Source organism: Nostoc sp. 'Peltigera membranacea cyanobiont' 213, assembly GCF_002245975.1.
Classification (GTDB): Bacteria; Cyanobacteriota; Cyanobacteriia; order Cyanobacteriales; family Nostocaceae; genus Nostoc.
The window spans coordinates 1-18,132 of sequence record NZ_NOLI01000063.1; the positions used below are offsets into that span (position 1 = coordinate 1).

At 42.8% G+C, this 18,132-nt stretch carries 19 protein-coding genes, 1 tRNA gene and 1 other RNA gene; 5 read left to right on the top strand and 16 right to left on the bottom strand.

All coding sequences use genetic code 11. The features are described from left to right. Positions 1 to 353 precede the first annotated feature (353 nt). Positions 354 to 812, top strand: a complete 459-nt coding sequence (locus CDG77_RS17980; protein ID WP_094330711.1) for a hypothetical protein — start codon at positions 354 to 356, stop codon at positions 810 to 812. Between the two features lie 93 nt (positions 813 to 905). Here CDG77_RS17980 and CDG77_RS17985 read toward each other — a convergent pair whose 3' ends face one another. Continuing rightward, on the bottom strand, positions 906 to 1,709 hold the full coding sequence (locus CDG77_RS17985; protein WP_094330712.1) for a prohibitin family protein: 804 nt from the start codon (positions 1,707 to 1,709) through the stop codon (positions 906 to 908). Positions 1,710 to 2,175: 466 nt separating this feature from the next. Here CDG77_RS17985 and CDG77_RS17990 point away from each other — a divergent pair. Next, positions 2,176 to 2,260: transfer RNA gene (locus tag CDG77_RS17990), tRNA-Ser, on the top strand. A gap of 121 nt (positions 2,261 to 2,381) precedes the next feature. Here CDG77_RS17990 and CDG77_RS17995 read toward each other — a convergent pair. The 5 genes from CDG77_RS17995 to CDG77_RS18010 all read right to left on the bottom strand — a co-directional run bounded on the left by CDG77_RS17995 (position 2,382) and on the right by CDG77_RS18010 (position 8,279). Then, entirely contained in the window at positions 2,382 to 3,980 is a 1,599-nt protein-coding gene (locus CDG77_RS17995) for a serine/threonine-protein kinase (protein WP_094330739.1), read from the bottom strand. Positions 3,981 to 4,480: 500 nt separating this feature from the next. Next, the gene (gene aepY, locus CDG77_RS18000) at positions 4,481 to 5,632 is read right to left on the bottom strand and encodes a phosphonopyruvate decarboxylase (RefSeq protein ID WP_094330713.1); all 1,152 of its coding nucleotides are present in this window, start codon (positions 5,630 to 5,632) and stop codon (positions 4,481 to 4,483) included. Positions 5,633 to 5,654: 22 nt separating this feature from the next. After that, positions 5,655 to 5,798, bottom strand: a complete 144-nt coding sequence (locus CDG77_RS36600) for a hypothetical protein (protein WP_190233998.1) — start codon at positions 5,796 to 5,798, stop codon at positions 5,655 to 5,657. Positions 5,799 to 5,825: 27 nt separating this feature from the next. Continuing rightward, the gene (gene aepX / locus CDG77_RS18005) at positions 5,826 to 7,481 is read right to left on the bottom strand and encodes a phosphoenolpyruvate mutase (RefSeq protein WP_094330714.1); all 1,656 of its coding nucleotides are present in this window, start codon (positions 7,479 to 7,481) and stop codon (positions 5,826 to 5,828) included. A gap of 42 nt (positions 7,482 to 7,523) precedes the next feature. After that, positions 7,524 to 8,279 (bottom strand): phosphocholine cytidylyltransferase family protein, encoded by a 756-nt coding sequence (locus CDG77_RS18010; protein WP_094330715.1) that lies wholly within the window; start codon positions 8,277 to 8,279, stop codon positions 7,524 to 7,526. Between the two features lie 146 nt (positions 8,280 to 8,425). Between CDG77_RS18010 and CDG77_RS18015 the strand changes: the two genes are divergently transcribed. Beyond that, positions 8,426 to 8,770 (top strand): hypothetical protein, encoded by a 345-nt coding sequence (locus CDG77_RS18015; RefSeq protein ID WP_094330716.1) that lies wholly within the window; start codon positions 8,426 to 8,428, stop codon positions 8,768 to 8,770. Positions 8,771 to 8,790: 20 nt separating this feature from the next. On the opposite strand, the gene CDG77_RS18020 is transcribed toward CDG77_RS18015, so the two are convergent. The 5 genes from CDG77_RS18020 to hpnJ form a co-directional block, all read right to left on the bottom strand. Next, a complete protein-coding gene (locus CDG77_RS18020; protein ID WP_094330717.1) occupies positions 8,791 to 9,504 on the bottom strand; it encodes a 2OG-Fe(II) oxygenase in 714 nt (237 codons plus the stop codon). Between the two features lie 127 nt (positions 9,505 to 9,631). Next, complete coding sequence (locus tag CDG77_RS18025) at positions 9,632 to 10,258, bottom strand: CDP-alcohol phosphatidyltransferase family protein (RefSeq protein WP_094330718.1); 627 nt, start codon at positions 10,256 to 10,258, stop codon at positions 9,632 to 9,634. Positions 10,259 to 10,323: 65 nt separating this feature from the next. After that, complete coding sequence (gene hpnI, locus CDG77_RS18030) at positions 10,324 to 11,532, bottom strand: bacteriohopanetetrol glucosamine biosynthesis glycosyltransferase HpnI (protein WP_442946429.1); 1,209 nt, start codon at positions 11,530 to 11,532, stop codon at positions 10,324 to 10,326. A gap of 236 nt (positions 11,533 to 11,768) precedes the next feature. Continuing rightward, complete coding sequence (gene hpnK, locus CDG77_RS18035; protein ID WP_094330720.1) at positions 11,769 to 12,641, bottom strand: hopanoid biosynthesis-associated protein HpnK; 873 nt, start codon at positions 12,639 to 12,641, stop codon at positions 11,769 to 11,771. A gap of 131 nt (positions 12,642 to 12,772) precedes the next feature. Beyond that, positions 12,773 to 14,227: a hopanoid biosynthesis associated radical SAM protein HpnJ gene (hpnJ, locus tag CDG77_RS18040; RefSeq protein ID WP_094330721.1), complete on the bottom strand. Its 1,455-nt coding sequence runs from the start codon at positions 14,225 to 14,227 to the stop codon at positions 12,773 to 12,775. A gap of 386 nt (positions 14,228 to 14,613) precedes the next feature. On the opposite strand from hpnJ, the gene CDG77_RS18045 reads away from it, so the two are divergent. Further along, the gene (locus CDG77_RS18045; protein ID WP_094330722.1) at positions 14,614 to 14,805 is read left to right on the top strand and encodes a CbtB-domain containing protein; all 192 of its coding nucleotides are present in this window, start codon (positions 14,614 to 14,616) and stop codon (positions 14,803 to 14,805) included. A gap of 38 nt (positions 14,806 to 14,843) precedes the next feature. Then, positions 14,844 to 16,055, top strand: coding sequence for a hypothetical protein (locus tag CDG77_RS18050; RefSeq protein ID WP_094330723.1), 1,212 nt, complete (start codon positions 14,844 to 14,846; stop codon positions 16,053 to 16,055). A 137-nt stretch (positions 16,056 to 16,192) separates the two neighbouring features. Here the strand turns inward: CDG77_RS18050 and queF are convergent, their stop codons facing one another. From queF to CDG77_RS18075, 5 genes are all read right to left on the bottom strand, one after another. Continuing rightward, on the bottom strand, positions 16,193 to 16,612 hold the full coding sequence (gene queF, locus CDG77_RS18055) for a preQ(1) synthase (RefSeq protein WP_094330724.1): 420 nt from the start codon (positions 16,610 to 16,612) through the stop codon (positions 16,193 to 16,195). A 65-nt stretch (positions 16,613 to 16,677) separates the two neighbouring features. Beyond that, positions 16,678 to 17,076, bottom strand: a complete 399-nt coding sequence (locus tag CDG77_RS18060) for a hypothetical protein (protein ID WP_094330725.1) — start codon at positions 17,074 to 17,076, stop codon at positions 16,678 to 16,680. A 156-nt stretch (positions 17,077 to 17,232) separates the two neighbouring features. After that, a complete protein-coding gene (locus tag CDG77_RS18065; protein WP_094330726.1) occupies positions 17,233 to 17,619 on the bottom strand; it encodes a phasin family protein in 387 nt (128 codons plus the stop codon). Between the two features lie 25 nt (positions 17,620 to 17,644). Continuing rightward, positions 17,645 to 17,741, bottom strand: an RNA gene (gene ffs / locus CDG77_RS18070) — signal recognition particle sRNA small type. Positions 17,742 to 17,779: 38 nt separating this feature from the next. Continuing rightward, entirely contained in the window at positions 17,780 to 18,046 is a 267-nt protein-coding gene (locus CDG77_RS18075) for a YciI family protein (RefSeq protein ID WP_094330740.1), read from the bottom strand. Positions 18,047 to 18,132 lie beyond the last annotated feature (86 nt).

Sequence of the window (18,132 nt, forward strand, 5' to 3'; positions counted from 1 at the left end):
GGGTTGGGGGTGGGGTTCTTATACCTCACTCAACTGAGAACCGCTATATGCAAAAAAAATTGTCGATCAACATCCACCCACCCTAACCTAATGAGAATCTGGCCATTGCAGTATCGGTGTTGGATATGACGCTATGCTAAGTACTTGGACAGAATTAATTACACAATGTCATTGCGAATGAAGCGTTCGCGGTAGCGTCTCGTAGAGAAGCGTAATGAAGCAATCGCAAGGGTTAGGATTGCTTCGCTCGTAATGCTTTCAGCATCAAAAATCCCAAGTTTTATTCCTCCTGTAGTAGACTTTAGTTTAGTTTATATATTAAAATACACTAAGCCGATAGGAATAGTGGTTTTATGGAAAGCGTCCAAAACGTCAGTCAAGAATTGAATGTAACAGGAGAAACAGTCCTAGAGGATTTACAACAGTCTACTCCAGAAGAGTTCAAAAAAGATATTTTCAAAAAACTCCGAGGTGGATTTTTTCTGGTACTGGGATATTTATTGTCACCACTATGTTGGTGGAATGACCTACTATTCAATCTGCCAATAGCTTATGGTTTTGGGTATGCATGTAGTTTACTTTCCCCAAAATTACTTCTACCTTGTTCAATTATAGGATACTGGCTCTCTAATATTGTGGGAATTCTCTTGATGCAATTCGGTTCTAAGGACATTTTTCAAAAAGAACCTCAAGAGCATAACCTCAAAAAAGAATTATTTACTGGTCTAATTTCTTCAACAGCTTATACCCTGCTGATTATACTATTGATCCAGTTGAAGATTCTCGATTCTCCAATATTCTCCAACAATTAATTTAGTCGAGCGAATTTATACAGAACAAAAAAATACCCGAATTCTTCAAAAATTCGGGTATTTTAGCCTTTGGATAGAGAGCAAACTATTTAATTAGTCAAATTTTAAAAGCTCACTGAAATTCAACAATTTTGGAGCATCCTTACTTACAATTAATGGCAGCTTACCATTCCATTTTTCTATTGCTTGCCTTTGCAGGATTGGTGGAGTTAAACCATCACGTAATAATCTGTGCGCCTCCGCCTCACCTTTGGCTAAATTAACTTTTGCCTCAGCCTCTTTTGTTGCTTTCAGCGCGATAAACTCTGCTCGTTTTGCTTCTTGTTCAGCAATCTGCTTCGCCTCCACCGCCTCACCAAACCGTTCTGAAAAATGGACATGAACTAGAGAAATATCATCAACTGCAACGTGATAGCTACTCAGTCGTGTAGACAATGCATCATCTACTCCGCCTTTGACTTCTCCTCGTTTAGTAATAATTTCTTCAGCAGTATACTTTGCCATGATTGCTTTTAGTACTTCTTCAACTGCTGGGTTAATAATCCGCATAACTACAGCTTGTTCATCTCCAATTTCTTGAAAAATGACATTTGCTTCCTGGGGAATAATATGCCAATTGAGAGCGACATCGGCGAAAACATTTTGTAAATCTTTAGAAGAAGCCTCAGCCGAAATTTCCTGTTTTTGGACTCGAATGCTCAACTTTTTTACAGTATTGACTACAGGAATAATTAAGTGAAGTCCTTCTCCTAATATCTGGTTTTGTACTTCACCAAATTTCATCAATACACCACGTTCGCCTGCATTTACAATCACACAAGGTGTGAGAAAGAGAGTTATCAGGAATAAAAGAGCAGTCAGTTTACCGGCACTGTTAAAAGTTGTATTTTTTATCATCTGTGTGAAACATGTATGCGTCTTGCATAGAGACACATATTTAGGAGTTGTAAGCTTCTTCCCGTCATGCTCTTATAACTTTGGCTCTAAGTCAATTTTTATCTCACTTTAGACAAGGTAACAAACGCTCATTACCAATAAGTAGCAAGTTCCTGAATGAACCAGCGTACAGGCATATAGGTAAGTCACAAATCTGTAATTGACTACCCTAACTTGGAGATAGTGAAGGTTTGGGTAGCTTTATATTTACCTAAATTACTGTAATGATATCGAAAAACAGTAGTATTTGAACAGGTAAAGGCAATTCTTGCAGGAGAGACTGCTAAAGGGAGAGCGCGAAAATCTGGACTGAAGCGATCGCCTGATTGAGAGTAATGTTATAGTAGTGTAGGCAATGCACTAACATTTCCCTCAATTCACGACATTTGAATATAGAGATAGATATTCAAATGTGTGGAAAGTACCTGGAGAGGTGTCCGAGCGGTTCATGGTGACGCACTCGAAATGCGTTTTGGGGAAACCCAACGGGGGTTCGAATCCCCCCCTCTCCGTTGAAAAATATTCCTTTCGGCGTAAGACCGTTTTGCTTTTCTTTATGAGTGCCTTTTAACTTTTTACTTTTGCCTTGTTCGGTGAGATTAATTTTAGATTAAAGACAAAATCTAAAATTGACTAATTGTTATCATCTTGTAGCTTTTCCTGCAATTTGCGATCGCTCTGCGGTTGATTATCAGTCTGTGAATTTTGCTTTTCCAGTGTTGGTACTACCACAGCCGAAGGATCTGACTGTTTGGATTGTGTGGGTGGTGTTGTTGGTATAACCACAGAATTTGGCGGAATCACCGGTTGAGGGGAAGCAGAATTCTGATTAGAAGTGGGTAAGTTCTTTTGTGGCAATGGTGCGGGCGAAGCACTCCGAGATGACCTGATTGCCCGTAACTTCTCTACTAGCGAGGGTGTGGGGGAAACGCTAGGTGATGGTGCAGATTGCTCCAAATCGCTGCGTTGTGATTCTTGTGTAGGGCTGCTGGGAGTTTCTTGGGGGGAAGAACGGCGATTACGCCGCCGCTTGGAATTAGAAACAGGTCTTGATTCGGTTGTTGAGGTGGCGTTAGTCTCTTTCCCATTCTCGGAGTTAGGTACTTTCGCATCTGGTTCTTGAGTTGGCTGTTCAAAAAGCGGCTTTGTGGTTGGCTGCGGCTGAGATTTCGGTAAGATGCTAGTGATGCCAAAACCTGCCGTAGCAGCAACCAGGGCTACACCCATAGCAATCAATATTGATGAGCCAGGTTTTTTAGTCAGTACATTTTCCTTGGCGATACCTGGGTTGGGCTGCACCAACACAGATGGTTTATGAATGCCATTTTGGGCAGTTTTCCCCAGCAAAGTTACGGCTTGTTGGGCAGATAAATTGACAGTTGGGACTGCATAAGTGGCTAAGGCTTGCGCTGACAGATTCGCCTCATTTCCAGGTAGCAGTTGTAACCATTCAGCAACTGTAGCTGGGCGAAAACGAGATTCCACCGCCATTCCGCGCATTACTGCCTGGTTGAGAGCAGCACTCAAGTGTGGTTGCAGTTCGCGGGGAGAAGGCATTTGTTCGCGATCGCGCAATAATGCTGGCATTGGAACTTGGGCTGTCAACAGTGCATACAAGGTTGCGGCTAAACCATAAACATCGGTGGCGGGTGTGCGCGGCGCTTGCGTCAAATACTGCTCAATTGGAGAATAGCCTTCAGAAACTAAACCAGTGTGAGTCTGCCGGACGCTGCCATTAAATTCCCTGGCAATGCCAAAATCAATTAGTACTACTTCCTCAGTTCCAAGGCGTTGGATAATATTATCTGGTTTGACATCTCGGTGTAGCAAACCATTATTATGTACTACCTGCAAAGCTGCCCCAATTTGCCGGATGTAATGAATTGCTGTGGCTTCAGGTAAGGTTATTCCTGGTAATACAAATGCGTCTCCCAAGGTTTCGCCACGAATGTATTCCATCACCATGTAAGGCAATCCGGCTTCCACAAAAAAGTCACTGACTCGGACTATATTTGGGTGGATACACGTAGCTAATCGTCTGGCTTCATCTTGGAACTGGCGCTCAAATTTCGCAAAATCAGGATGTTGTCGCAGCCGTTCATTGATGGTTTTCATCACCACCTCCTGACCCAAGTAGTGATGGGTAGCTTTAAACGTAATGCCAAAGCCACCCCGCCCTATTTCTTGAATTAGGGTATATTTTCCATCCTGCAAAATTGTGCCTGCTAACATAAAGAGTCCTGATTCCTGAGTGAGCAGATAAGTAGCGATTCCTGAGTCTTGAGGGATTCCCAAAAAATTTTCCCATATTTTTTATATAGGGCAGGGTTTCCGCCTGTCCATTTTACGGGATGATTTAGTTGTTGGAACTCTCAAAGTGAGAAAGACCTCCCCGCGATCGCAAAAGTTTTATCTTTTTCAGATGATAACGCGAGAGTCAATAAATCTTGAAGTAGGAAACAGGCTTAAGCTGTCTTCCACCTGGGCGATCTTGGCGAGGAAGTACGGCTTTAGCAGCTACTTGTGACAACGGCAACGAGCAATTCAGTGATTTGGCTTGAGAACACCAATTTAGTAATCTTTAATAATTAATAACCAATCTATTTAATGCAATTGACAATTGCCTCAGACAACGCGATCGCACCGGAAGCAAAGCAATTAATTGAGCGGGTACAATTTAGAGACTTTGCCCCCCTTGTAAAGCTATCCATATTTCATGCAATAGAGAACGGCTATAGCTCAGAACCAATGTGTTTCATAAAACGTTGCAAAACCGCTTCTGGGGTGAGGTTGGGACGGGGTAGCTTTTCTAAAGTCCCTGGACGGATTTTTAGATGAGCAAATTTCGGTCTAGTGTTAATATCTGCGGTAAACAAAGCATCTAAAAGCGCTGGATCGTCTCCGGCGAATATAAGTCCATAACCGCACGCTTCGGCAATTTTGGCAAAGGAGATACCCGCAGAAACGGTGGCTTGTGCGCCTGTGGAATCGTGGACTTCATTATCTAAGAGAATATGGGTCAAATTAGCACCGCCATAAGTGCCAATAGTCGCAAAATTACCCATTCGCATCAGTGCTGCTCCATCGCCATCAATCACCACAACCTTGAGGTCTGGACGTGCTAAGGATAGCCCCAATCCCATTGAGGAAGCGCAGCCCATCGACCCAACCATGTAAAGATGATTGGCACTATCTTTACTGGCGAATAGTTCGCGTCCCGTGTAACCAGTTGTGGCAATTATTACAGTGTTTTCTGCATCAATAAGTTCCACAATCCGCGCTAGTGCTTCGCTGCGGGAAACGCGACGATCTCGAAAAAAGCTTTGGTAAATATGAGTGTTATTATCTTCTCGTTTGGGGATGGAAGAACGGATGAGGGTATGGGGAGATATCGATCCTTTACGCATAATTAGAGCATAAGGACGGCGCTCTTGTTGCATGTAAGCTGTAGCTCTTTGGAGAACTGGCTCTATTTCTGCTGCATCTGTAGGAAAATATTCCCAAGGTACAGTCATGGTTTCCAGCAATTTCTCTGTGATTTGCCCCATTAATTCATGTTGGGGTTCATCTTGCAATAGGCGATCGCCCCGCAAGGTACAAATCAGCAGCAATGGAATCCGAAATATATAAGTGAGGGAAGTTAGCGGGTTAATTGCATTTCCCAAACCAGAGTTTTGCATCATCACCACAGCTGGTTTTCCAGCAATTGCGGCTCCAGCTGCGATCGCTACAGCATCTCCCTCATTGGCTGCGGAAATATATCTAAGTTGAACGTCATTGATGACGTAGTTAATAAAAGGCGTGAGAAAAGAACAGGGTACGCCACTGTACCACCCAAAGCCAATATTACGCGCAGCTTCTACAAATTCCTCTGCCTGAATCATAATTAAAAATTTACAGCAATTTTCAGGTATTTAAACGATTGAGATGGGGATTAGGAAGTTGAGAGTGGGGATAAAAAATTATTACTTCGACTTCAGAAAGCAAAACTTGCGCTTCAGAACTCAAAACTTTAACCTCAAAGCTTCGTCGATGAACCTCAGAGTTCAAAATTTCCACCTCCTCATTCCCCACTCCCTATTGTTTCAATTGAAAAGCAAGGTCAAGATCGTCTAAAGAATTAACATCTAACCAGTTACCACGAATATAAAGCACCTTAATAGGTTTGCCTTGCTCGATTAAATAATTGCATAGTTCTGGCAAACCCAAAGTGTTAAATTCCGGTCGTTTTTGCAACTCATTAAGTGCTTCACTCAGCCACTCTCTACCTTGACTCCGCAGGCGCAGCATCCCAATCCAGCGTCCGCTAGATTTTCCTAATTGCGTTTGTGTCGTTTTAGAAATATCCAACAAGTTAACATCCTGTCCAAACAGAGAAAGATCGTCTGGAATTGAGCAATAAGCGTAGTCAGGTGAACCGCTAACAGACTTGCTGTTCGCTACAGAATCAACTACAGCCACAATTTCTCCGGGACATTCTAATAAATCACGCAAGATGTAGCTTCTAAATAGTAAATCGCCGTAAAGCACCAGCATTTCTTCGCTGAAGCTACTTTGAGCGCAAGCTAAGGATGCTAATTCTCCCGTTGTTTCATAATCTGGGTTGCGGATGACTTTAGCCCCCACAACATCTATAGTTTCTGCTTTGTAACCTGCGACCACTGTAATATCGTTGATGGCAAGTTTCTTAAATTTGTCCACCAACAACCTGAGTAGAGGTTTACCTCCAAGGGGTAGCATGACTTTTGGTTTATCTTGTGTCAATCCTGCTAATTCTTGGCCTCTGCTAGCAGCCAAAACGATCGCTTGGATATCATGTCGTCCGTTGTTGAAGTAGCGCTTTTCAGCTTCTAACAGTTCATCCGCACCCTGTAGCCGGAAAATTTCTTTTACAGGCGCAATATCATCTTCAATGTTGATTAAAGTTTCACTAGCTTTTACTTCGCGTGCGATCGCTTGCATACTAGCAATAGCAGATCGAATCAGATGGTTTGCCCAGATGACCAAATTAACTTCAGCTTTGCGAAAAACATCAGTAGGCGTGCTGTAATATTTAGTCGGTATAATCACTAATGGCGAACGACCCGCCCATTCTTTAGCAAAGGCTAGCACTTGGTCAGGACGCGATGATTTACTGTGAATTAAAATAGCGGTTGCTCCAGCGGCGTGGTAAGCTTCGGCTCGACGCAACGCCTCTGAAAGATCCCAACCGGCAATCAAAGCTTCGAGTCGGGCGACGATGCAAAAATCTGGGTCTGTCTGACTATCCTTACCTGCTTTAATTTTGCCGCAGAATTCATCAATATCAGCCAAAGGTTGGCGACTACCGTTAATAAAGCTGTTGGTTTTGGGAAAAAGCTTATCTTCAATACAGACTCCAGCAATACCTCGCTGTTCTAACTTTTTAACCAGGCGACGCATATTATTAAAGTTGCCATAACCTGTATCTCCGTCTAACAAGATGGGGATGTTGGTGACATCAGACATGAACTCAAGCATTTCCACAATTTGAGTCCAACTGGCTTCATTATTATCTCGAACGCCATATTGAGCCGAAAGGGCTAATCCACTCGCCCAAATTCCTTTAAATCCAGCCTCTTCCACAATCCGGGCGCTAATCCCATTGTGAGCTTCCATAATGAAGTCAAGTTGAGGCGATTCTAGTAATAGCCGCAATTGGGCACATTTATTTAAGTTTGCAGTGGTATCTGTGGGTGCAAATATTTGATGCATCTATTCTGCTTTTTTCAACCTATATATATGATGAAGATATTTTTAGAGATTTTCTACAACTTCTATCTGAGGTAAAATCTCATTCTTAGCGCGTTCAATATCCTGGGGAAAATCGATTTCTAACCAAGGTAATCCAGTGATGTCTTCGTAACCAAATGTTTCTGGAGTTTCTAACAATAGATCCCGAATTACTTCTTCATAAGGTTCATTATCGCGTCCGTCTGCAACATATTGTTCTGTACGGGTTGCAAGACGTTGAGCAACAGCACTTCCAAAACGAAAGAATCCCACTGACTCGCCTGCAAAATCGTAAGTCAAACCAGGAGCTACTTGTTTGCGAAACTCCACTAGATAATTATCTCTGACACAAAGCTTCACAGGTTCATCTCCCGGTTCAAAATCTCGATCCAGCAAGAAGCAGTTAGGGACATTTGTCTTTACTAGTCGTTCGATGATGCGGCGATCGCACAACACATCTGCATCCATTAATAATATGTCATCACCAGCAGCTAGATGCTGACGTACAGTCCAAAGGCTAATTACACTACCTTTGGTATAATCAGCATTATAAACAGTACTGACCCACTTTTCGGCTCCCAGTGCTTTGATTTCATCCTGAATTCTTTGTGCTTGATAACCCACAGCAATCACTACTTCATCAATCTGGTAATGACGGAGATGGTTCAAATGGCGCTCTAATAGAGATTTGCCGTTAAATTTCAGCAAGCATTTGGGTTGGATTTGCCCGTCTTTACCTAAGCGTCGTCCAACGCCAGCAGCTAATATAATTGCCTTCATCGTCAAGTCACCAACAAAGCTAAAACACCAGGAAATCTATAAATTTTCCCAGTATTTTATAATGACTGTTTTTTGCTCAAGACAATATTTGTTAATTAATTCTTAACATGGAAGAACAAGACAATATTTGTTAATTAATTCTTAACATGGAAGAAACAGTAACTCTGTATCGCCCCACTGGGCCAGAAGAGCTAGAACTAGTTAAACAAAGCGATTACACCAAATGGCCGCCGAGATTACCCGAACAGCCCATTTTCTACCCAGTTACAAACAAGCAGTATGCCCAAGAAATTGCGACTAAATGGAATATTAGGGACAGTGGCGTGGGTTATGTTACACGATTTGAGGTTAAGAAAGTTTTCATGGATAAGTATGAAGTTCATCAAGTTGGGGCTTCATATCATACAGAATGGTGGATTCCAGCCGAAGAACTAGAAGAGTTAAACAGCAATATTGTGGGTAAAATCGAGGTGATTGGAGAATATAAGTAGAAGGCTGGGTACTAGTTACCTTAACTGCGAAACACTTGGCGAAAACCAAAATAAGCGATCGCATCTTTCATATTCGAGACAAAACGTTTTAACATACCCATACGGGTGTCGGTGACGTACTCCAAAGTCAAGACAATGCGCTGTTCGTTGTTACCCAAAGGCGTAACTCGATGGTAAAGTTTATCACCATTGAATAATACTAAAGTACCAGGGCTTAGGGAGAGCGATCGCGTTTGTGTCTCCCGTTCAGGAATATCTTTGTAGAGTTGATATTCCAGCTTACTGGATGAATTATCAACTAAACCAAGCAACACTGTATAGCGTTTCCCGTGATAGTAAGAGGTATCGTAATGATACTGAATGTGGTCTCCAGGCTCAGTGTAATAGTACAGCGCGTAAGTATGGGGATCGGTATCAGGACAGGGAAGGAGTTTTTCTGCCGTAATTTTGTTCAGGAACTCAAAAAAGGCACTGAGTTGATAAAACTCTCTAAAAATCGGAGCGAGGCTGTCTAAACTATAGCGGCTGATACTACCGCCCTTTTTATAATTGGGAATATAGTTGCGGTTGATAGCAGGTTGCAAAGATGGCAAAAGGGTTAGAAACTGCTTGATGATGGAGTTAGGGAGAAAGTTCTCAACCACCAACAATTCATTCTGTGCTTGAAACTCAGCTTGAAGTTTTTGGTAATCAACAACTGCTATAGCTTTATCAATTTCAGTTTGAAGCTCCATTGATAGTTTGATACTAGTACAAGATTGCAAAAATCAACATTCATTGAATTTTAGTTCAAGGCAGGGAAAAGTTCATCGAACTCACCTTATTTTGTGCCCAATTCCCAATTCCCAATTCCCAATTCCCTTAATTTGCTTCAGACTGTGGGAGTGCAAAAAATTGCCAAATTACCCATAAAGCAAAGGTTGGTGCCCCAATTGTAGCTGCTATTAGTAACGGCTCTAGTCCATCTAGTAAGGTAACTATGGGAAACAAATACAGCACATCTTCGATGTCAAACCCGGCGAAATTTGGTTGACGGCTAGCGTCTTTACCTAAACGCTGTTCCATTTGGTTTCGCAAATGAAAGATGCAAGCAACAGACACCCCAGATACTATCCCCATCAGCAACGCCCACCAACCAAATTTTCCCTCTCGAAGACCATATCCAATGCACACAAACAAAATAATGTGGATAATAGCGTCACTGGCGAGGTCATACTGATGTCCCCATTTGCTGCTTTTTCCACTCAAACGAGCTAATTCACCATCCGTATGATCTAGAAAGTTGGATAAAGCAAACAGCCATGCCCCAATGTTAGCCCAGACGACATCGCCAACCGCGTAGGCGTAGCCCGTCGTAGACATCGCTACGGCAGCCGCTAACCCTGTTACAAGTCGTACTGTGGTGAGATGATTAGGGTTTACCCAACTATCTTTTAGAGGTTTAACTAGCCAGTAAGCAAGTTGAGCATCCCAAGGCTTTGCGATCATAGATAAACTTGAATTTGATATGGTCTTTGAAGAGGTATAACAGTAATTACTAACTAGTCAAAACCTTAATTGATAATTGATAATTCATAACTCTTGTCTTCTTGTACTAGTAGCTTTCCATTTTTAGTTAGCTTGAGTTGTTGCCCCCGCCACTCTATAGTGTTGCCAATCAAGCCAAAACACCAAATAGCAAAGCTGAACAAGTCGCATACAGGAACAAGCCACAGAAACTTTTTGACAATTGGATCTTTCAAACTAATAGTACCAACGAACCAAGCCATAAGCAATCTTGTTATCCAACAGATACATAGTCCTAGCCATCCTAGTATTGAACCATCCGTGGCAATTAGCAGCAACAAGCTGCTGACTACACCATAGGTAAAAATGAGTCCTACATAACCCCAAGGACGAGAAACTCGTTTACCACGCGCCCAACGGATTTGTCGCCTGATGGCATCAACTAAGTTGTTGCCGATCTGTACGTGTTCAACGATGTAGTCGGAAAGCACAACCTTGTAACCTGCTTGCACAGGTAGATAGCCAAGTTGGAAATCATCTGCCAAATAATCAGCGATCGCTTCAAATCCACTGATCGCTTCTAGTACTTTTTTTGGGATGGCAATGGTGGAACCAAAGGCAAATTTTATACCATTTTCTTTGATATTGCTGACTAAAACCCCTGCATGAAACTCAGTCGTAGTACCAATAGCTTCTAATATCGATATCCATCCTTGAGTTAAGGAGCGATACATACAGGTAACGACACCCACACTTTCATCTTGCAACGGCTGGATAACTCTTTGCAAGTAGTCTCTTCCAACTCGAATGTCACTATCAGCAAGGACGAGAATTTCGTATTTCGCTTTGGTTGCAGCATTAGCTAAGTTGCTAACTTTCAAGTTTGTACCAATGACGCGATCGCTTACTATTAACGAAATATCCAATTCTGAGAAATTGTAGATAATTTTCTCTACAACCTCTATGCAAGGGTCTTCAGAGTTTTGCACAGCAAAGATGATTTGATATTTTGGATAGTCCTGCTGACAAAATGAGGCGAGATTTTCATAAGCATTGCTATCAAGTCCACAAATGGGTTTGAGGATACTAACAGGTGGATGAAACTCTAGATCGATTGGCTGGGGATCGGCAAAAAAATTTATTGCTGCATAAATTGCATAGCAATAAAATAAAATAGATAATACGCACAAAATTATCAGAAAAGTAATAAAAAATAGGTGAAGATTTGTTAAGACAGTAGATGCAAACATAGCCATTGATTACCAGGCGATTAGTATTAGCATTTTCGAGATTCACTGCCGAGAAGTTTAGGATTTTTGTATGTACGTTAAATGTAATTTGGATGACAAAGCTATTACTTTTGAATTATAGAAAATCAAATTTAGGTAGTAAGTAGGACGATGTGGAAAAACCACACTATGTTAAGAAAAATTAAATAGACTCAAATCCTTCTGCCTCCTGCCTCATCCCAACAATAAATATTCACACCGACCTACTTACGTTGGGATAGGAAATGATGGTTGGTAATTTCAAAGCCGTTATTAAGGAGCGCTTCGCGGACTCGATCGCTTAATAATGCAGCCAGTTCTGCTTCGCCTGTGCCTAGTTCTCCATTTGCGTTGGCGAAGCCCGCCGCAGGCATCGCTGGATGAGAGTAAATCTCTACCAAGTTTGCCTGGATTTGGGGTATCAACCCAAGTAAATATTCCTCTGTAATGCCACCAGTTTGCAATAAGCCGTAAACTCTTTGAGTAAAGCTAATACCTTGAGACTCTAGCAGCTTCTCACCATAGCGGCGTAGTCTGCCAAATACTGCTGACCAAACTAGCTTTGTCAGTAAATGACTGCGATTAACTCTCAAGGTAATCCCTAGTTCCTCACTGGGAAGACGAATTACTTTAATATCAAATTCTGGTGCCAAGTCAACTAAAATACGCAAGACTACCGGATGTACATGCAAATGCAAATGTCCATCAACATGAGAGAGAGGCAAACCAGTAGAACGGTATTTTTCTAGCTGGGCGCGAATTTCTTGTCGCAGTTCTTGACGGGTTTCCTTAACAAATTGATAGCGCAATCCAGCGTTTAATGGACTGTTGGAAAAGTTACCTTCTTTGTCTACTAAATGGGGAATCTGCTCTGGCGGTAAGACAGACTTTCCACATACCAATACAAGATGTAGACCAACAGCCAGATTTGGGTGGGCACTTGCTAAGGTGACAGCCTCTTTTGCAGCATCAGCGCTCACCATCAGGCTGGTACTAGTTACGACTCCTTGTTTGTGTGCTTTGATAATTGCTTGATTAACTCCCTCAGAGAAACCAAAGTCATCACCATTGATGATGGCGAATCGCTGTGCTTGCATAAGTTTTATATTTTTAAGACAGAATTAATTACACAGTGTCATTGCGATCGCAATCACTGTAAATATTTTTGTTCATTTACTTATTTGGCAGGGTTCCTGTCACTTCCTCCATAAAAACAACCAAAAACTAACTAACCAACAACTACTGATTCTGCTTTTGCTGTTGCTTGGGTACGACGGTCTTTTAAGTAAGAGAAAAATTCTCGCCCTTCACGCAAGCGGCGTACTAACATTTGGGGATCGGTAAGCATTTCACCAACAATTGGGATAATCGCTCTAGGACGGAAGTAGAACTTCCGATACATTTTCTCAACTGCATCCTCAATCTCAGTACTGGATAGATTTGGATATTGCAGTGTAGACATTTGAATTCCTGAGCTAGCAACTAAAGAACTGTTGCTAAACCAATTATTTTCTTGTGCTTGACGATAAAGTTCTGTTCCGGGATAGGGAGCGGCGATGGAAACTTGAATTGTGTGAGGACTAATATCGCAAGCAAACCGGACTGTTTCTTCTATTGTTTGTGGGGTTTCGTCGGGTAAACCGATGATAAATGTGCCGTGTACGGTGATGCCAAGTTTATGACAATTTTCCATAAACTTCCGCGCGACTTCCAGCTTGATTCCTTTTTTAATCCCGTCCAAAATTTGCTGATTGCCAGATTCAAATCCGACTAAGAGTAGACGTAAGCCATTATCGCGTAGTTGTTTGAGGGTGTCATAGTCGAGATTGGCGCGGGCGTTACAACTCCAAGTCAGTTTGAGTCGCCGCAGATGTTCGCTAATTGCGATCGCTCGATGTTTGTCAATCGTAAAGGTGTCGTCATCAAACATATATTCTCGCACCTTGTCGCCGAAAATCGCTTTGGCTTCTTCCATCTCCCGCCCAACTGCTTCTGGGCTTTTAGTGCGGTATAAGTGTCCGCCAATTGTTTGCGGCCAAAGGCAGAAGGTACATTTTGCCGGACAGCCCCGCCCAGTGTAAAAGGAAATATATGGATGCAGTAAGTAGCCAATAAAGTATTTGGTAATATCCAAATCGCGGTGATAAACCGGCAACACACTGGGCATAGAATCCCAATCGTGAATCAAAGGGCGGTCTTCATTATGACGGATATTACCCTGGCGATCGCGGTAGCTTAGACCTGTGATTTCTTCCCAAGATTTCCCTTCGGCTATTTCTTTGCAGGTATAGTCGAATTCGTGGCGACACACAAAGTCAACTATCGGGTTTTCAATCAGCGTCTGTTCTGGTAATACTGCTACGTGCGCTCCAATCAAACCAATCTGGACATTAGGGTTTTGAGCCTTGATTGTCTCGGCGCACTTCACATCATTAGGCAGCGAAGGCGTGCTGGTGTGCATGATAATTAGCTCGTAATCTTGAGCAATTTCAATGACATCTTCTACTGTTTGACCGTGTGGAGGTGCATCGATAAGCTTGCTACCAGGCACAAGGGCTGCGGGTTGCGCCAGCCATGTAGGATACCAGAAAGAAGTAATCTCACGCTTGGCTTGATATCGGGAACCGGCTCCACCATCAAAACCATCGAAGGAAGGAGGGCTGAGAAACAAAGTTTTTTTCACAGGTATATTTCCTTATATGTAGTTCGGCGGTTCTACTTAACACTTTTTTAGGATAAAACCTAAAAAGTAGCATAGCCGATCCCAGTCCTAAATTTTTTTGCTAATCCCTAATTGGCTTGTCTAGGGAATTCTTTCTGAGTGCAGTTGTCCAGTTAGTCACACTTTTGACATAAGATTGCAATACGTCTGTCATTTAGATAGGTTTTACTAAACCTTACGTCGATGTCAATATAAGTAATTTTCATGAATGACAACGAAATAGCTGGCTCAGTATGCTAAGACGGCTCATACAGAGTCTTATTCATCTGTTTTCAGTCATTTACCGTTCACTGCTGACTGTATAAGTCAGAATGCCTACCGAATCAACCATTAATGCGAGGTACAAAATGACAGTTCAATCTTCTAGTTCGATTCAGCAACAAGTCACCACTCAAGTGCTATCAGTGCCTGTACAATCAGCGCTCTATATTGCACTGTGTTCTTTGACTCTGTGGACAATTTATTTCACTACATACCCCGCTATCCATGACACGACTCATACTCTGCGTCACCACACCCTGATGGTGAGTTGCCATTAGTTGATTGAGTCAATGATTAGCAGGAGTGAAGAAATCAAATGACCTTATTTAAGTGGTCTAAACCGATCGGTGCGATTTGTGCGATCGCAATTATCCTGTATGGTTGGATCGGATTTGCCCAATCTCCTCAACCATCGGTGCGGCTAACAACTAATCCACCGATTAATCAGGTTCGACCTCTTGAGGCTGAAGCCACTACAGTGCTGGGATCGGGGCACTACAATCCGCCAGTGCAGCTGATGCTGCAAGCCTTTGATGCTCAAGGGCAATCTTTAAAGGATGCCAAAATCCACTTGCAATTGTTCACCCCTCCTAAAAACCCTTGGTTCACAACAGATTTTCCCATCGTCGAAGGGACAAAGTTGCTGGACATTGAGGGCAATGCCCCAACGGGTCAGTTGCAGGTTCAACAAACCCTGCCGATCCGGGGAACATATCAACTCTTGGTAGCAGTTACTCCGCTCGTTGCCAATGCCTTTGAGCCGATAAAGCAAACTCTGACGCTGACGCTGCCGGAAAATCCCTTAAAGTTTCGCTACTTTGGCATCCTGGTTGTGATTTTACTGGCAGTTGGACTACTAGGAGGTTGGGTGATTGGGGGCAGACAACCGATTCAACCGGGAGAAATTGCCCCGCAACAGGTGCGATTGTTGTTGAGTGGATTGATTGTAGTAGCGATCGCTGCACTCCTGCTCGTCAATATCAGCGCTGAACTTGCCGAATCGCACATGTCGATGCCAGGTATGGGAGAAGAAGTTCCATCCTCTAGTAAGCCCGCTAAATTGCAGTCTCAAGGACTTTATATGCAACTATCGGGTGACAAAAGTGCAACAGTGGGTCAACCTGCCAAATTGCAGGTCAGCGTCAGCGATCCTAAAACCAGCCAACCCGTGACAGATGTAGTGTTGAAGGTAACAACCACCCAACTCGAAAATAATTGGGTGGCGTTTGCTTATGAGGGGACTCCAGACAGCAACGGAAAATTGGTGTGGGAGCAGGAATTTTTTGACGGTGCCCCCCATAGCGTTGTTGTCGAGGTAGCGCCGCAAGCAAAGGCAAAAGAGCAATTTCAGCCATTCCAAGTTGCAGAGAATATTCCAGTTGAAGGTGTCGCTCCGCCGATGGCTGTTCGGTTGATTTCGCTGACTTATTTCACCGGAATTGTGGTAATTGGTTTGCTGCTAGGACTGTGGCTGCGACACAGGCAGACTCCGCGCACCGGGTTGACTTGGAAGCGTAGTATTTCTTGACATACTCCCCCGTTTATTAAAACGGGGGATTCTAAGCTCAAATAGCAATTGCAGTCTCGGACTGTCTGGTTAATCAACCTGAGTAAAAAACCTTCGTAGAGAGGACTAAAGTCCTGACTACAAAACCCAAGTTTTCATTATGGGTACTTATGATGCCGCACTTCAACCACAGTATGTACATTGCCACGAGGTGTAAAATCTGCTTTCACAGTGGCTTCTAAGGGGTCACAAGCAGCCACAAAATCATCCAAAATTTGATTGGCAGATTCTTCGTGAGAAATATAGCGATCGCGGTAACTGTTAATATAAAGCTTAAGCGCCTTCAATTCCACTACCCGTTCATCAGGTATATATGTAAGGTAAATTGTCGCAAAGTCAGGATAGCCGGAAAACGGACATTTACAAGTAAATTCTGGCAAAGTAATGTTAATGTCATATCGCCTCCCCACACGCGGATTAGGAAAGGTAATTAGTTTACCTTCCGCAATATCGCGTTCGCCATACTTCATTTCTTGACTTGCCTGGGATACACTTTCAGAGAATTTATCAGTTGTCATTTGTCATTGGTTATTTTACTTATTTTTACGTCCTTTTAGGAATTTTGTAGCTTCCTAACTCCCTTTCAATACTCTTCCTTCTCCCAATCTGGACAATTCTCATCTTCACAACCGTGGGGATGCATAGCACAAACTAACAAATTACCACTATAAACTTGACCGTGATAGTGAGTACAACCGATACAGGCAGGATTTTTTTCGGCTGTAGGTTCAACTGAATAAGGAAAACCTGGATCTACATCTGCTACCATGTCTTCCAATTCCCAGTAAGCCTCCAACATTGGTTCAGCTAAATCTTGTAAATACTGATCGACTTCAGTAACAATGTTAGGGACTTGCTCAGTGATTTCTTCCGTTAGCTCAAAAAAAGCGTCCACCATTTCACTCATTCCGAGGAAGAAACGCTCTACTTCATCAGCCACTGTTTCAACGATTTCTGCTAAATCTTTTTGCCACTGTTCCATAAACTTGACACCTTTGCAGGCTATAAACAGGACGATTTGTGTTATCCGGCTTGAAGCATAGAATACACACTAGGCAATGTATCTTATCAAATTTCTATATAAAGTGCCATCTGATAGTGCCACTTATTACCGATGGTCTCGATCAAAGAATAATTTTTATTGATCGCGTTGCAATCGTTTTAACTCGTTTTGTAGGTCTAGAACTTCTTGGCGCAACTTATCTACATTCTGATCGCTCGATCCCTCTTTCACCGTTGGTTCTTCATCTTCCTCTAAAATTTCAATCCGGCGAGGTTCAGAAGGAGGTGTTTTCTCGGAGGTTTCACCAGATGCTTGGGCTTGTTGGGCTTGCTTCATCATATCTTCAACGAAGCGGCGGGCTTCTTCTGTATTCATTTCGCCCTTTGCAACCATTTCATCTGCCAGTTTTTGGACTTGCGATCGCACTTGCGCTAATTTTCCCCCTGCTTTCTCACCTGCGTAAGAAGCTAATCCAACACCGAGGTAAAAAGCTTTTTGAACAATATCTCCAAAACCAGGCATTGTTGCTGACCGCTCCTAAAAATAGGGCGACCCGGAGACTACGCCTACCACAAGCCTCCCGTGTTGCTGCTACCTTCCGGTTCTGACAAGATTTGGGTGTTGCGATCGCATAGATCCAGGTCTTCTAAAAGCATAACATGAAAAATCAGTAAGATGTGTGTTATTCCAAAACAATTCGCCATTCGTAAAGCTGATAGTTGACGCAGCCGTGTTTTACCAACGGGTCATCAGCTACAATTGCTTCTGCTTCCTCCTTTGAGGCAGCCTCAAACAACAACATCCCGCCTCTTTGCTCTGCCCAATAGCCTGTTCGCGCTTTGTGTCCTTTCGCTATCAAGTCTTGAATGTAGGCTTTGTGGGCAGGTACATATTGGTCAAAGGTAGGTTTATCGACTTTGCCTTCTTCAATTTTGACAAACCACGGCATCAGCTTCTTAACTCCATTTGCAGTAGACATTCTGCTTTAGTTATGACTGTTTTTGAGTAGCTTGGGATTGCGATGCCTGCGGCGAT

Excerpts from the sequence above, each read along its gene's own strand:
- CDG77_RS17980 (WP_094330711.1), top strand. The coding sequence starts at position 354 with ATGGAAAGCGTCCAAAACGTCAGTCAAGAATTGAATGTAACAGGAGAA.
- CDG77_RS17985 (WP_094330712.1), bottom strand. The coding sequence starts at position 1,709 with ATGATAAAAAATACAACTTTTAACAGTGCCGGTAAACTGACTGCTCTT.
- CDG77_RS17995 (WP_094330739.1), bottom strand. The coding sequence starts at position 3,980 with ATGTTAGCAGGCACAATTTTGCAGGATGGAAAATATACCCTAATTCAA.
- aepY (WP_094330713.1), bottom strand. The coding sequence starts at position 5,632 with ATGATTCAGGCAGAGGAATTTGTAGAAGCTGCGCGTAATATTGGCTTT.
- aepX (WP_094330714.1), bottom strand. The coding sequence starts at position 7,481 with ATGCATCAAATATTTGCACCCACAGATACCACTGCAAACTTAAATAAA.
- CDG77_RS18010 (WP_094330715.1), bottom strand. The coding sequence starts at position 8,279 with ATGAAGGCAATTATATTAGCTGCTGGCGTTGGACGACGCTTAGGTAAA.
- CDG77_RS18015 (WP_094330716.1), top strand. The coding sequence starts at position 8,426 with ATGGAAGAAACAGTAACTCTGTATCGCCCCACTGGGCCAGAAGAGCTA.
- CDG77_RS18020 (WP_094330717.1), bottom strand. The coding sequence starts at position 9,504 with ATGGAGCTTCAAACTGAAATTGATAAAGCTATAGCAGTTGTTGATTAC.
- CDG77_RS18025 (WP_094330718.1), bottom strand. The coding sequence starts at position 10,258 with ATGATCGCAAAGCCTTGGGATGCTCAACTTGCTTACTGGCTAGTTAAA.
- hpnI (WP_442946429.1), bottom strand. The coding sequence starts at position 11,532 with ATGGCTATGTTTGCATCTACTGTCTTAACAAATCTTCACCTATTTTTT.
- hpnK (WP_094330720.1), bottom strand. The coding sequence starts at position 12,641 with ATGCAAGCACAGCGATTCGCCATCATCAATGGTGATGACTTTGGTTTC.
- CDG77_RS18045 (WP_094330722.1), top strand. The coding sequence starts at position 14,614 with ATGACAGTTCAATCTTCTAGTTCGATTCAGCAACAAGTCACCACTCAA.
- CDG77_RS18050 (WP_094330723.1), top strand. The coding sequence starts at position 14,844 with ATGACCTTATTTAAGTGGTCTAAACCGATCGGTGCGATTTGTGCGATC.
- queF (WP_094330724.1), bottom strand. The coding sequence starts at position 16,612 with ATGACAACTGATAAATTCTCTGAAAGTGTATCCCAGGCAAGTCAAGAA.
- CDG77_RS18060 (WP_094330725.1), bottom strand. The coding sequence starts at position 17,076 with ATGGAACAGTGGCAAAAAGATTTAGCAGAAATCGTTGAAACAGTGGCT.
- CDG77_RS18065 (WP_094330726.1), bottom strand. The coding sequence starts at position 17,619 with ATGCCTGGTTTTGGAGATATTGTTCAAAAAGCTTTTTACCTCGGTGTT.
- CDG77_RS18075 (WP_094330740.1), bottom strand. The coding sequence starts at position 18,046 with ATGCCGTGGTTTGTCAAAATTGAAGAAGGCAAAGTCGATAAACCTACC.